The organism is Alistipes communis, assembly GCF_006542665.1.
Taxonomy (GTDB): domain Bacteria; phylum Bacteroidota; class Bacteroidia; order Bacteroidales; family Rikenellaceae; genus Alistipes; species Alistipes communis.
On record NZ_AP019735.1, the window covers coordinates 2,186,452 to 2,199,536 of the forward strand.

The window sequence follows — 13,085 nt, forward strand, 5'->3', positions numbered from 1 at the left end:
CGGTTCTGTGCTCGGCTTGACGAAAAGGTTGAATTTCATTCTTCGTTTTCTCGCCTCGGCATAGTCCGAACTGCGTTCGGCTCTGCGCTCGGCTTGACGAAAACGTTCGTTATCGGGTTTTATTCGGTTATTTTCAGGATGACCGCCGAGACGGGTTTCATCTTCAAGGTGGACAGCCCGTTTTTCGAGGTGTATTTCGCGCCGTCGCCCGTGCCGTAGACCGCTTCGGCTGCGGCGCCTTCCGAGGCGAAACGCGCCGTCGCACTCCGCTTCGACGGGTTGAGGGCGACGAGGTATTTCTGCCCGTCCAGCTCGCGGGCGTAGACCATGGGGTAGGGTTGCTCGACGTCGCTCACGAAGCGCCATGCGCCCTGCGTGCCGAGCGCCGGTGTCTGGCGGCGCAGGGCGATGAGCCCCTTGACGTAGTTGAGAATCGACTGCGGGTCGCGCTCCTCGGCCGCGACGGTGGGTCGTGCGGGCGAAGGATCGATCGGCAGGTAGAGCCGTGAGGCGTCGGCGGTCGAGAAGCCGGCGTTGGGCGAGTCGTCCCACTGCATCGGCGTGCGGCAGCTGCTGCGGTTGCGGCTCGTGTAGCTGCCCTCCTTGACGGGGGCGTCTTCCAGGTTGCGCATCCCGATCTCCTCGCCGTAGTAGAGGATCGGTACGGCGGGCAGCGTCAGGAAGAGCGTGAGCGCCGTCTTCAACTGTTCGGGCGTATTGCGGTCGAAGCGGTTCAGCCGCCAGATGTCGTGGCTGCACGTGGGCATGGCGGCGTAACCCAGCTCGCGCGTGGCTTCGTATTCGGTGCGGTAGTTTTCGGCGAACGCCTTCACCTGCCCGCGTCCTTCGTAGTCGAAGAAGCAGGGGGTCTCTTTCGTGCCGCGGTCGTCGGTCTGGCAGACCAGCGTACGGTAGATCTTGGTGCCGGCGCCGTTGTGGATCAGCAGGTCGATGTGGAATCCGGCGCGGAGCGACTGGCGCGGCTGGCTCCACTCGGAGATCAGGATTCCTTCGGGATATTTCGCTTCGAACCAGCTGCGCAACTCATGCCACAGGCGCATCGTACCCGTGTGCTGCTTGTCGTCGCCCTTGACCAGACTTTGGGCCATGTCGCAGCGGAAGCCGTCGACGCCCTTGTCCATCCAGAACGAGATGATGTTCTTCAATTCGTTGCGTACGGCCGTGGGGCCCGGATCGTCGTACCCCTGCTGCCAGGGTTGCGCGGGGTCGGGATGCAGGTAGCCGTAGTTGAGCGCGGGCTGGATGTCGAAGAAGTTCTTCATGTAGTTGCCGTCGCGCGCGGCGTCGCTGCGGACGAATTTCTTGGTCGGGAGCGAATCCTTCGAATCGCTCCAGATATAGTAGTCGCTGTATTGCAGTTCCGGATCGGCTTCGGACGACTGACGGAACCACGGATGTTTGTCCGACGTGTGGCCCGCCACGAGATCCAGACAGACGCGGATGCCCAGGTCGTGGGCCTCGCGGACGAGCTGCACCAACTGGGAATTGGTGCCGAAACGCGGGTCGATCCGGTAGAAATCGGTGATGTCGTAACCGCCGTCCTCGAATTCGCTCCGGAAGACGGGGCTGAGCCAAATGGTGTTCGCGCCCAGGCTTTTGACGTAGGGCAGTTTGGAGCGGATGCCTTCCAGATCACCGATGCCGTCGCCGTCGCTGTCTTTGAAGGAGGAGGGGTAGATGTGGTAGAGAATCCCCTCTTTGAGCCATTCGGGGACTTGCTGTGCGGATGCGGGCAGCAGGAAAAGCGCGGCTGCCAGTGTGAGAAGAGTGCGTTTCATCGGCGGTGCGTTTGGGGTTCGTGTCCGGCCGGTATCGACGCAGACGGGGCGGAGGCGAATCCCTCCGTCGGGCCGTTCGGGTCGTCCGGACCGGAATTTATTACCGGCAAAGATAGGTTTTATCGAGTGGATTTACAAACTGCCGAATGCCTTTTCCCGTTTTTTTCGTCCGGAAACGAAAAAGATTCGGGAATAATTCTTATCTTTATCGGGTCAAACGAAACATTTTCGTAAGCGAGTGCAGAAACTGCCCGCAGGTTATGCCGAGCGAAGAAAATGAAGAAGAAATTCAACGTTTTCGTAAGTGAGGGCAGAAGCTGCTTGCAGGTTATGCCGAAGCGAGAAAACGAAGAATGAAACTCGACGATTTATTACATAACTACTAATAATTCATAGAACGAAAGCAAATGAAACGATTGACGATTCTTGCGACGCTGCTCTTCGCGGCGGTGTCCGTATCTGCGCAGGACTATCACATCAAACTGTGGGACAATACGACGGCTCCGACTTCGAACGGTGTGACGGGTGACGAATACGAGCGCAAACCCGGAACCTTGACCAACACCTCGTCGGCCGAAATCTGGATCTACAAGCCCGCACCCGAAAAGGCGACGGGGCAGGCGATCGTATTCTGCCCGGGCGGCGGCTACTCGCAGCTCTCGATCGCCAACGGCCACAATACCTGCAAGTGGTTCGCCGAGAACGGCATCGTGGGCGTGATGCTCAAATACCGTCTGCCCAACGGCCATTCGGAGGTGCCGCTCGACGACCTGGACAAAGCGGTGGCGACGGTGCGCGAAATGGCCGGCGAGCTGGGCGTCGATCCGCACAAGGTGGGTGTTGCGGGCACCTCGGCGGGCGGCTATCTGGCCGGATCGGCGGGCGTGATGTCCGAATCGAAACCCGATTTCATGGTGCTCATCTATCCGGTGGTGTCGAGCGATCCCGACAAACGGCATCTGGGAACCTTCCAGCAGCTCGTCGGCAAGGAGAACGTCGAGACCGAAGCCGCGAAGTTCTCGTTGGAGAAGGTCGTCGACAGCACGGCCTGCCCGGCGCTGATCTTCCACAGCGACGACGACAAGGTGGTTCCGGCGATTAATGCCGCGCTGCTCTACGAAAAGCTCAAAGCCAACGGCGTGAAAGCGTCGCTGCATATCTTCCCCTCCGGCGGTCACGGCTGGGGCATGAGCAAGAAGTTCAAGTATCACGAGAATTTCAAGGCCGCGACGCTCGACTGGTTGAAGGTAATCAACGCCGAGGCCGACAAGGCCGCTGCGAAGAAATAGTCCGCTTCGACGGTGTTTTCTTGCGGGAAGGTTTCGGCCTTCCCGCTTTTCGTTGTTCACACCGCGAAGGAGGGGCCGGAATCGCGGCGGTCGATCCCTGTGCCGGAATCTTTCGGGCCTCTTCCCGGAGCGTCGGAATAGCGATCGTCGCTCCGTCCGGAATCGGGACGAGATGCGGCGCGGGGGAGTCCCGCCGCGCTGTTCGTGGTGCGGCCGTACAGAATATCCGCCTGCGAATCAAGGTCGCGGGCAGCGTGCGGGGACTTTCGTTTTGCTTATGCGTTTTTCGGAGAGGCAGACCGATGCGCCGATGCACGGCGGGCCGATCCCGAAAGATTCAGGAGGTCGCCGGAGCCCGCAGATTCTCCCTCGCATCGGGGGCATGCCGGAAGATCGCGCCGACGATCGGGCAGGCGTCGACCTCGCGGCAGTCGCCGCAGGTCGAAAGCCCCTTTTCCGATACGCATTTGCGGATCCGGCACAAGTCGCTGCAATAGGCGAATTTCACTCCCTCCGTGCGGCAGCCCGTACAATGGATGGTCGCGGCCGTGATCTGCGGGGCATCGTTCATTTCGCTCCATTTCCGGGCGGTGCGCTCCCGAAGGGCGTCGTCGTTGTCGACGGTAGCCCTGCGGGCGTCGCAGTATTCGCAATCCAGGCCGCAGCAGGCAATCAATCGTTTCATCATTTCTGTTTGTTTTCGGAATGCCCCCCCCTCTTCGTGACAAGTCCGGCGGTCAGGGGCGGTTAGGGCGAAGACACCGGAATCTTTTCTGCTGCGGGGCGGGGCAAGGGAGGCTCCGGCCGCTGTATCGGGACGACGTGCGGGAAGCGGATCGCGCGTCGCGCGCAAACAGGGCTTTCGCCCGAGGCGGCGGCTTTTCGGGATGCGGACGGGTGCTCGGCTTCGGTCGGGCTACTGCGGGATGAAGATGTAGGTGATCGTCCCCGTGTGGCGGGCGGGAGCCGCGTCGTTGATGTCGAAGACCGAATTGCGGGCGGCGCGCACCGCCGTCTCGCGCATGCAGTCGTCGCCTCCGGAGGCCACCGACGCGTGCGTCACCTCGCCGGCGCGGTTCACCGTGATGCGGACGACGACCTCGCCGCCCCCCTCGCATTGATAGGCGGGAACCACCAGATGCCGTGCATGTCGCACCGGATCGACCAGCGAGAAGGAGACGGTCACGCGGCCCTGCACCTTGCGGTCGGAGCTTTCTCCGCGCTCGTCGGTCCGCTCCCGCCTGCGGCGGATGGCTTCGGCTTCGGCCAGTCCCCGTTCGTAGGCCTCGCGGTTGGCGCGCATCCGCTCCTGCGCGGCGTCGGCCGCATCGTTGAGCGCGGCGGTGTTGGTGCCCCGGTCGTCGCGCAGCGATTCGTCGAGTTTGGCGTTTTCGTTGGAGACGTCGTTGCGGATGCTTTTCCAGTCGATCGGCTCCTGTTGCTGCCGCCGGCGCACTTCGCGTTCGAGCCGCTCCTTCTCGGCGGCGAGCTGTTCGAGCTGCTGCAAATCGATGTAGAAGCCCTGCGCGGCGGGCCTGCCTCCGACGACGATCTTCGCACCGACGAAAGCGATGGCCAGCAGCAGGTAGGCGATCAGCGTAACGCACAGTCCCGCACGGTGATCGAACGCCCATTCGCCCGCATCCTCCCGGCGGTTGTCGAAGGGAAGACGCAGTTTGGGCCGTCTGGGCTCCGGTTTGGTTTCTTGCGTGGACATCGTGCAGAAGATTTTGCGCAAAAATAACGTTTTTTAAGCAAATATGCTTATCTTTGCGCACGTTTAAGGAAAATTAATTTCGCATGTCAACAAAACAACAAACCCTGAAAGGCCCGATCTCCTTTTCGGGTAAGGGACTGCACACGGGTGTCGAGGTGACCATGACGGTCAATCCCGCCGGTGTGGACAACGGCATCGTTTTCCGTCGCATCGACGTGGAGGGAACCCCGCTCGTCCCTGCGCTGTGCGATAATGTGACCGACACTTCGCGCGGGACGACCATCGAGTCCAACGGCGTGAAGGTATCCACGATAGAACACATCATGTCGGCGCTCTGGACGCTCGGCGTCGACAACGCGCTGATCGACATCGACGCCGCCGAAGCCCCGATCATGGACGGTTCGGCGCGCGAATACGCCGAAAAGATCGTCGCCACGGGCCTCGTCGAACAGGACGCCGACCGCAAATACTACCAGGTGACCGAAAAGATGGTCTACACGATTCCCGACAAGGGCGTTTCGATCATCCTCTATCCCGACGAGGAGTTCTCCGCCTCGGTGCACGTCGACTACAACTCGAAGGTCATCGGCAACCAGTACGCCACCTTCCTTCCCGACGACGACTACGCCGCGAAGATCGCCCCGTGCCGGACGTTCGTCTTCCTGCACGAACTGGAACCGCTCTTCAAGATGAACCTCATCAAGGGCGGCGATCTGGACAATGCGATCGTCGTGGTGGAAAATCCCGTTTCGGACGAACAGCTGACCCACCTCAAACAGATCTTCCACAAGGAGGACATCTGCATCACGGGCGGCTATCTCAATAATCTCGAACTGCGTTTTACCAACGAGCTGGCGCGTCACAAGCTGCTCGATCTGCTGGGCGACCTCGCACTGCTCGGCATGCGCATCAAGGGTCGTGTCTGGGCATCGCGTCCCGGGCATTTCGCCAATACGGAGTTCATGAAGCAGCTGCGCCGCACGATCCGCAAGGAGGGCGAGCGTCCGCGCTACAAGTACGACTGCCGCAAGACGCCCGTCTACGACATCAACGACATCCGGCGTATGCTTCCCCACCGTCCGCCGTTCCTGCTGGTGGACCGGATTTTCCACGTGGACGACAACTCGATCGCCGGCATCAAGAACGTGACGATGAACGAACCCTTCTTCGTGGGGCATTTCCCCAACGAACCGGTGATGCCCGGCGTGCTCATCGTCGAGGCGATGGCGCAGTGCGGCGGAATCATGGTGCTGCGCAACATCCCCGATCCGGAGAACTACTCGACCTATTTCATGAAGATCGACGGCGTGAAGTTCAAGCGCAAGATCATCCCCGGCGATACGCTCCAATTCGAACTGCATCTCACCGAACCGATCCGGCGCGGGGTCTGCGTGATGGACGCCAAGGCGTTCGTGGGCGATACGCTCGCCTGCGAGGCGACGCTGATGGCGCAGGTGGCCAAAACGAAGAAATAGCGGGCGCCGCACGCGACCGGCCGCCGTCCGTGTATCGGCGGGGCCGGGCGGAGCCGAAAAACGATACTACATGATTAGCAAGTTAGCCTACGTTCATCCCGATGCCAAGATCGGCGGGAACGTGACCATAGAGCCTTTTGCTTACGTGGCGGGCGACGTCGTCATCGGCGACGACTGCTGGATCGGCCCCGGGGCCGTTATCAATGACGGTGCGCGCATCGGCAAGGGGTGCAAGATCCATACGGGAGCCTCGATCGCCTGCCTGCCGCAGGATTTGAAGTTCAAGGGAGAGTATTCGACCGCCGAGATCGGCGATTACAACGACATCCGCGAGTGCGTGACCATCGCCCGCGGAACGGCGTCGCGCGGCAAGACGGTGGTGGGCAGCCACAACCTGCTGATGGCCTATGTCCACATCGCTCACGACGACGTGGTGGGCAGCCACTGCGTGATCGCCAACCGCGTTTCGCTCGCGGGCGAGGTCGAGGTGGGCGACTGGGCCGTTATCGGCGGTCATGCAGCCGTGCACCAGTGGGTACGCATCGGCGAGCATACGATGATTCAGGGCGGCGCCCTGGTCGGGCAGGACGTGCCGCCCTTCATCACCGTGACCAACGAGAATCAGTTCGCGGGAATCAACCGGATCGGCATGAGCCGCCGCGGATTTACGCCGGAGCAGATCGATATCATCCACAACGCGGCGCGCATCCTTTTCCAGAGCGGCCTGAATTTCATGAACGGCTGCGAAGAGGTGGAGCGCAAAGTCTTGCAGTCACCCGAACGCGACCGTCTGGTGAAGTTCATCCGCGAATCGAAACGCGGCGTGAGCAAACAGTACGGCGTGAAATAGCAGGGCGTCCGGCCGCGGTGCCGGCCGTGCGATTGGCGAGGCGGATTCGGACGGTTTGTCCGATCCGCCTCGACGTTTTGTCGATTCCGAACTCCTCCTGCGGCGTCCGGAGTGCCGAGAAAAAGGCGGACGGTTCTTTTTCGTCCGGTGCGTCGGCGGGTTCCGAGTCTCAGGGGCGGGGCTTTTCCCGAGGAGGAGCGGCCGGGTCGGGGGTATGCGGTTTGACGGTTTTGCACTGCGCTGCGAAACTTGTACGGCAGGATTCCGGCGCTACCGGCTGGCCTCGCAGCGTCCTGCATCCGTCGGCGGAGGCGTCTCTCCGGATCGCGCCGTGCCGCGATGGCGGTTGCGGGCGGTCCGGAGCCGGCGTTCGACGCTGTGCGGTGGAGTCGGAACGTCCGATCGAGGGGGAGCGGGTCGTTGCCGGCATTCGGGGGGGGCGTTGAACCCGTTCGGATGCGGCGGGATTTTCCGACCGCGATTCTTCGCAAAGGACGAATTCGTTCGCCGTCGGATTCTTTTTTTCGATTTATTTTCATAACTTGGCTGTTGTTATTATTTTTGTCTCTGGCAATGTTTCGCCATCTCAACCGTGCGACCAATGGACAGAAAATCGGATGAATTGATTTTGCAGGGGCTCCGACAGGGCGATTGCAAGGCATTCGACGAACTGTACATGAGATATGCCCCGCGTGTGGAGGCGTTCGCCTGCTGCATGTTGAAGAGCCGGAGCGAAGCCGAGGATCTCGCGCACGATATTTTTCTGAAAATTTGGGAGAACCGCCGATCGATCGGACACATCCGTTCGTTGGGAAATTACCTGTTCCGAATGACCAAGAACGCCGTTTTCGACCGGTTCGAGCACAAGTCGGTGCAGGTACGCTACGAACGGCAGTGCCTTGCCGCCGGCGATTTCCTGTCGGACGACGTCGCTGCGAAAATCGCCTCCGAGGATCTGTTGATGATCGTCGAACTGGCCGTGGAGCGAATGCCCGAGCAGCGGCAGCGGGTCTTCCGTCTGAGCCGTTACGAACGGCTGTCTCATCAGGAGATCGCCCGGGAACTGGGGATCACTACCAAAACGGTGGAATACCACATCCGCACGGCGCTCGCCGAACTGCGGAAGATCATCGCCGCGATCATCGTATTCTTCTGACATTCCGATCTTTTATGCGGCCGATCCGGAGCAGCGATGGCGATCGTTGCTTTTTTTTTGCGAAAAACGGTCCCGAACGGACTGGGGATGCCGCTCGTTTTCCCGTCTTATATATAAACGTATCGAAGAAATGGACATCGTAAGAAAAATCATACGCGCCTATCTGTACAACCCGATGCCCGAGAAGGTGCAGCGGCAGTTCCGTTCGTGGTGCCTGAGAGAGGAGGGTTCGCACGAGAAGACCGAAGCCCTGAGGGAGGAGTGGGAGCGGCTCGATCCCGCCGCCGTGCTTCCGACGGATGAAGAGGCGTATCGCGGCAAGCTCGCCCGTCTGCATGGGGAGATGCGTCCGCCGCTGAGACTCCGCACGATCCCGCTCTCGCGTCGCGCCGCTGCGGTCGCCGCCGCGGTCGTCGTGCTGGCGATGTCCGTCGAATTTTTCGTCGTGCGGCATCTGACGGCGGACAGCACCACGGTGCTCGTGACGGCCGAGAACAGCAAGGGGCGGTTCACGCTGCCCGACGGATCGGTCGTATGGCTCAATGCGGATTCGCGTCTGGCCTATTCGAACCGCTTCGTCGATTCGGAAAAGCGCGAGGTACGGCTCGAGGGCGAGGCCTTCTTCGACGTCAGACGGGATACGCTGCGCCCCTTCGAGGTGACGATGGGCGGTTTGGAGGTGCGTGTGCTGGGGACGCGGTTCAATGCCAGCCATATTCCCGATCTCGGAATCGAGGAGGTCACGCTGCTGTCGGGCAGCGTCGAGGTCGGACACGACGGTTCCCGCGAGACGGTGCGGCTCCTCCCCGACCAGAGCTGCGCCTACGACACGGTGTCGGGGCGGCTGGCCGTCCGAAACGTCAGGGCCAGCAACTACGGCAGCTGGACGGGCGATTCGATCGTCTTCGACAACATGACGCTGGAGGACATCGCTGTCAATCTGGAACATTGGTACAACATCCGTATCCGCATCGATGACGGCGTCGACGCGTCGACGCGCATCTCCTTCACCCTGCGTCCCGAAACGCTGGACGAGACGCTGCGTATCATCGAGAATCTGACGCACTTCGCCTGCGAAAGGACGGACAGGCAGCATATAACCATTCGCAAACGATGAACGAAACCGATCCGAACCATGTGAAAAACCGATGAACGATTCCCGCACGGAAGCGGGCGGAAGACCCGCTTCCCCGAAAGCATTCAACATCCAATCTAAACCAAACCAGTGTATTATGAAAAATGAAGGACCAAACGTCTTCGGGCGAATGCCCGCTGTCCCGAAATTTCTCGCGTCCCTGCTGCTGATGCTCGCCCTATCGGTTACGGCGGCGGCGCAGAACCGCAAAATTTCGATCGACATGCAGAACGTCACGGTGAAGGAGTTCTTCGCCGAAATCGAGAAACGGAGCGATTACACGTTCGCTTACAACAATTCGGAGATCGATCTCGCGGCGCGTGTGAGCGTCCGGGCGGTGGACGAGGAGATCGTCGCCGTCGTCGACCGCACGCTCGCGCCTCAGCGGCTGAGGGCGCGTATCGAGGGTAACCGCGTGGTGCTCTCGCCCGGCAGGGCCGCGGTACCCCCCCCCTCCTCCGCGAAGCCCGTGAAGGCCGAAAAGACGATCAGCGGTCGCGTTACCGCCGTTTCGGGCGAGCCGATCGTCGGGGCCAGCGTGATCGTCAAGGGGACGAGCATCGGCAACGTGACCGGCATCTCGGGTGAATACACGATTTCGGCCGAACCCGAGCAGACCCTCTCGTTCGCCTTCCTCGGTTACGATACGAAGGAGGTGAAGGTCGGCAGCCGCACGACCATCGACGTCACGTTGACGGAGCAGAACAAACAGATCTCCGAGGTGGTCGTCGTGGGTTACGCACCGATGCGCAAGAGCGATTTCACGGGTTCGATCGCCAGCGTGAAATCCAGCGAACTCTCGGTGACGGCGCCGACGGTGGGACAGTCGCTCGCGGGCAAGGTCGCCGGCGTGGAGGTGCACCAGACCAGCGGCGCCCCGGGCGACGGCGTCACGATCCGCGTGCGCGGCGTGAACTCGCTGTCGGCCAGCAGCGACCCGCTTTACGTGATCGACGGCTATCCGGCATCGGAAGACGTTTTCATCAACCCGAACGACATCGAGTCGATCGACATCCTGAAAGATGCCGCCTCGGCCGCCATCTACGGTTCGCGCGGCGCCTCGGGCGTCGTGCTCATCACCACCAAGCGCGGCAAGGAGGGTGAAGCGGCCAAGGTGAGTTACGATTTCTCCTACGGAATCCAGCAGCTCGACCACAAGGTGGATCTGCTGAACGCCGTCCAGTTCCGCGATCTGCTGATCGACGCCCGCAACAACTCCTACCGTCTGCGCGCTACGGCTGCCGGTGTGTCGTGGAGTCCCTACGACGACAATACGGTGCGTGCGGCCAAAGGCTTCTCGTTGGCCGAAGTGGGTATTCCGTCGATGTTCTACGATTTCACGACCCGCACGCCCGTGACGCCGCAGTACGATACCGACTGGCAGGACGAACTGTTCTCCAATGCCGGCATCATGCGTCACAACGTCTCGGTGACGGGCGGTTCGAAGGCTATCAAGTACATGGCCAGTCTCGGTTACATGGATCAGGACGGTATCATCTCGCCGTCGAACCACAATCGCATCAACGCCCGCCTGAATCTCGACGCGCAGATCACCAAGCGGCTGTCGGTGAGTCTCAGCTATTCGATGTACGATGCCAAGAACCGCGTGGTGCAGGCCGAGGGCCGCATGATCAACGACGGCGTGATCCAGAGCGCCCTGATGTATCTGCCGAACCTTCCGGCCTACGAGGAGAACGGTGACTACGCCCGCAGCGCCATGATTAAGATGAAGACCGAATGGGGAATGAATTTCCCCGAGAACCCGCTGGCGATCGCCCACGAGCTGGACATTCAGGAGAAGATGTCGCGCCACAACCTCAATGTCAACATGGTCTACGAGTTCATTCCCGATCTGAAACTCTCGGCGCGTCTCGGCCAGCAGTGGTACAACTACCGCTATTTCTACTATCGCCCGATGAGCATCGGACGCGATGCCGCCGTCGCTTACAGCGATGCGCTGAAACCCTACAACATCGCCCGCACCACCTCGACCTACGACGTCGACCGGCTGGGCGAGTTCATGCTCAGCTATAAGAAGGAGTTCGGCCGTCACCATTTCGACGCTCTGGCCGGCTACACGCTCCAGAAGAAGACCTACGACCGGCTGGGCGTCGAGGCCACCGGATTCGCCGACGACCGCATCCATGAGGTGACGGCCCACGGTTCGGAGGCCACGGACGTCCAGCTCTACGACACGCGCAAGGCCGGTTGGGCGATGATGTCGTTCCTGACGCGCGTGAACTACGCCTTTGACGATCGCTATACGCTTACCGCATCGTTCCGCGCCGACGGTTCTTCGCGTTTCGGCGTGGACAGCCGCTGGGGCTATTTCCCTTCGGTGTCGGCCGGTTGGACGCTCTCTAACGAACCCTTCTTGAAGGATGCGCTGGAACGCGTCGCTTCGATCCGTCTGCGGGCGAGCTGGGGCAAGAGCGGTAACAACGACATCGGCAACTACGCCTCGATCGCCTCGATCTCGACGGGCAGCTACGCCTTCGGCAACACCCCCGTCTCGACGACCTACGAAGGTTCGTTCGCCGATGCCGCGCTCGGTTGGGAGACCACCACGCAGACCAACATCGGTATCGACCTCGGATTTCTCGGCGGCCGCCTGAACGTGATCGGCAACTATTACAATTCGATCTCGTCGGACATCCTCTACGACTATCCGATCTCCTCGATTTCGGGCGCCACTGCGACCAAGACCAATCTGGGGACGGCGAAGATCCGCAACCGCGGTTTCGATTTTCAGGTCGATGCCCGCGTGCTGACCGGCAAGGTCAACTGGAACGTCAGCGCCAACGTCTCGGTCAACCGCAACAAGGTGGTGAGCATGGGCGGTCTGGACGACATCATCTCCACCACGGAGCGCTCCGTGGGTTCGCACATCACCAAAGAGGGGTATCCCATCGGTTCGTTCTACGGTTACAACGCCATCGGTATCATGTCGAAGGCCGACTACGCCAATGCGCTTCTCGACCGCGAGGTCTATCTGAAAAACGGCAACAAGTTCCCCGAAGGTTATGAACTGAAAGGGCCGGCGGTCTCCTCCTATTCGCTCGACGCGCTCTCCTACGGCAACGCGATCTGGGAGGACGTCAACGGCGACGGACTCATCACCACCGACGACAAGACGATCATCGGCGACGCCTATCCCGATTTCACGGGCGGTTTCTCGACGAACCTTTCGTGGAAGGGACTCGATTTCAGCGCCAGCTTCGTCTACTCCTACGGCGGCGAGGTGATCAATTTCCAGGACTACTACCTCTACAACATGGAAGGTTCGGGCAACCAGTACGCCATCGTGGCCGACCGCTATATCTCCGACGAGCAGCCGGGACGCAACAACGTGCCCATCGCTTCGCGCATCTCGACACCCAACACGTCGCTCAAACTCTCGTCGTATTACGTCGAGGACGCCTCCTTCTTCCGCTGCGCGAACATCACGCTGGGCTACACGCTTCCCAAGCGTTGGATGAGCAAGCTCCACGTTTCGTCGTGCCGCGTCTATTTCAGCGGCGACAACCTCTTCACGATCACGCCCTATCGCGGTTACAACCCCGAAGTGTCGTACAAAAGCAGCAACCTGATGCCGGGATTCGATTGGGGGTGTTACCCGCTCGCCCGCATCTACTCGCTCGGTCTTAATCTCACCTTCTAATTT

Annotated in this window: 9 protein-coding genes; 6 read left to right on the forward strand and 3 right to left on the reverse strand. The window is 60.8% G+C overall.

Features of this window, described 5'->3' with window-relative positions; all coding sequences use genetic code 11:
* Positions 1 to 119 precede the first annotated feature (119 nt).
* Entirely contained in the window at positions 120 to 1,799 is a 1,680-nt protein-coding gene (locus FMF02_RS08940; RefSeq protein ID WP_141412897.1) for an alpha-amylase family glycosyl hydrolase, read from the reverse strand.
* A gap of 407 nt (positions 1,800 to 2,206) precedes the next feature.
* On the opposite strand from FMF02_RS08940, the gene FMF02_RS08945 reads away from it, so the two are divergent.
* On the forward strand, positions 2,207 to 3,088 hold the full coding sequence (locus FMF02_RS08945; RefSeq protein WP_034779555.1) for an alpha/beta hydrolase: 882 nt from the start codon (positions 2,207 to 2,209) through the stop codon (positions 3,086 to 3,088).
* Between the two features lie 337 nt (positions 3,089 to 3,425).
* On the opposite strand, the gene FMF02_RS08950 is transcribed toward FMF02_RS08945, so the two are convergent.
* Positions 3,426 to 3,773, reverse strand: coding sequence for a DUF3795 domain-containing protein (locus tag FMF02_RS08950; RefSeq protein ID WP_141412898.1), 348 nt, complete (start codon positions 3,771 to 3,773; stop codon positions 3,426 to 3,428).
* Between the two features lie 231 nt (positions 3,774 to 4,004).
* Complete coding sequence (locus tag FMF02_RS08955) at positions 4,005 to 4,805, reverse strand: energy transducer TonB family protein (RefSeq protein WP_141412899.1); 801 nt, start codon at positions 4,803 to 4,805, stop codon at positions 4,005 to 4,007.
* A gap of 83 nt (positions 4,806 to 4,888) precedes the next feature.
* Here FMF02_RS08955 and FMF02_RS08960 point away from each other — a divergent pair, with 83 nt between their 5' ends.
* The 5 genes from FMF02_RS08960 to FMF02_RS08980 all read left to right on the forward strand — a co-directional run bounded on the left by FMF02_RS08960 (position 4,889) and on the right by FMF02_RS08980 (position 13,082).
* Positions 4,889 to 6,280 carry a bifunctional UDP-3-O-[3-hydroxymyristoyl] N-acetylglucosamine deacetylase/3-hydroxyacyl-ACP dehydratase gene (locus tag FMF02_RS08960; protein ID WP_019130100.1) on the forward strand — a complete coding sequence of 464 codons (1,392 nt, stop codon included), beginning with the start codon at positions 4,889 to 4,891 and terminating at the stop codon, positions 6,278 to 6,280.
* A 70-nt stretch (positions 6,281 to 6,350) separates the two neighbouring features.
* Complete coding sequence (gene lpxA, locus FMF02_RS08965) at positions 6,351 to 7,130, forward strand: acyl-ACP--UDP-N-acetylglucosamine O-acyltransferase (protein ID WP_019130099.1); 780 nt, start codon at positions 6,351 to 6,353, stop codon at positions 7,128 to 7,130.
* 601 nt (positions 7,131 to 7,731) lie between these two features.
* On the forward strand, positions 7,732 to 8,286 hold the full coding sequence (locus FMF02_RS08970; RefSeq protein ID WP_026074832.1) for an RNA polymerase sigma-70 factor: 555 nt from the start codon (positions 7,732 to 7,734) through the stop codon (positions 8,284 to 8,286).
* A gap of 130 nt (positions 8,287 to 8,416) precedes the next feature.
* Positions 8,417 to 9,403 (forward strand): FecR family protein, encoded by a 987-nt coding sequence (locus FMF02_RS08975; protein WP_179952758.1) that lies wholly within the window; start codon positions 8,417 to 8,419, stop codon positions 9,401 to 9,403.
* A gap of 115 nt (positions 9,404 to 9,518) precedes the next feature.
* Positions 9,519 to 13,082, forward strand: a complete 3,564-nt coding sequence (locus tag FMF02_RS08980) for a TonB-dependent receptor (RefSeq protein WP_141412900.1) — start codon at positions 9,519 to 9,521, stop codon at positions 13,080 to 13,082.
* Positions 13,083 to 13,085 lie beyond the last annotated feature (3 nt).